We start from the raw sequence: 1091 nt of genomic DNA, 5'->3' as shown, positions 1-1091 counted from the left end.
GCGTGAAATACGCTTTATCGAATAGTTAATTATAAAGAAAATAAGGGCTGGCAAAGTTCTAAACTTTTCATTGCATTCTTCTAAACTTTTTGCTTGCAAAATACATTGGGAGTTTACTTGGTGATGGATATATCAGTAAAGGTGCTAAGAGAAGTATTAATTACTATTACCAAGAACATTTTGGTGAGAGTCAAAGAGAATATCGTATATGGAAATTATCAAAACTAAAAAATCTTGGATTTACGATTAACGGGAACTATCTACGCTCTAAAAGTCATCCATATTTCACAAACTTATATCCCCTACTTTATCCAAACGGAATAAAATCATTAACTTCCTCATTTTTATCGAAATGTAATCATCCTATATTTATAACGACACTATATTTAGATGATGGAAGTTTAAATTTCTCTTATCATTATAATAAAGAAAAAAATACTTTGTATTGTCATCCGAGTATTCAACTCTATACTTTAAATCTAACTAGAAATGAAAATGTAAGTTTAGCGGAACATCTTAATCAAACATTTAACACAAATTTTTCTATTTCTAGTCATCCAGATGGCAATAAGAGTTTATTGAAGCTTAACAAAGAAATAGATGTACGGTACTTTTTAAATCTGATCAAACCTTATGTTCAAGAAATACCCTCTATGAAATATAAAACTTGCCTTGAAGAGAAGATAAGATTATACAACAATAAGATAAAAGAAAGATATGGAAAAGAGGTAATAATTAAAATAAGTTCATCAAGTAGAAGGAACCCTTACTCCACTCTTGAACTTAACACTATTATCCAAATGAAAAGGTCGGGATATAAAGACAAAGAGATTGCAAGTAAATTAGGAAGAACCTATTGGTCTGTTATCTATAAAATGAGTGAATTGAGAAAGAAAGGATTGTTGTGACTTTTATGTTTGATGAACTTTCAGTTCAATAAATGTTATTCATATAGAAAAAGAGACCCAAAATTTATAGGGTCTCTTGGGCTTGTCAAATAAAGTGTGTAAGTCCCCATTTACTCAAGGTATTTTAACACCCTATCTTTCAGTTCATCATGAAGAAGAAGCTGGTTCATCACCATGGCCCAG

Annotated in this window: 1 protein-coding gene; it reads left to right on the top strand. The window is 30.2% G+C overall.

Translation table 11 applies throughout. The features are described from left to right. The first annotated feature begins 89 nt into the window (after positions 1-89). Positions 90-908 carry a DNA endonuclease gene (locus tag ACFSBH_RS12155; protein WP_379597749.1) on the top strand — a complete coding sequence of 273 codons (819 nt, stop codon included), beginning with the start codon at positions 90-92 and terminating at the stop codon, positions 906-908. The last annotated feature ends 183 nt before the right edge of the window (positions 909-1091 follow it).

Source organism: Oceanobacillus luteolus (assembly GCF_042678205.1).
Classification (GTDB): Bacteria; Bacillota; Bacilli; order Bacillales; family Amphibacillaceae; genus Oceanobacillus; species Oceanobacillus luteolus.
The sequence above is the reverse complement of the archived record's forward strand: the minus strand, read 5'-3'. Positions and strand labels throughout refer to the sequence as shown.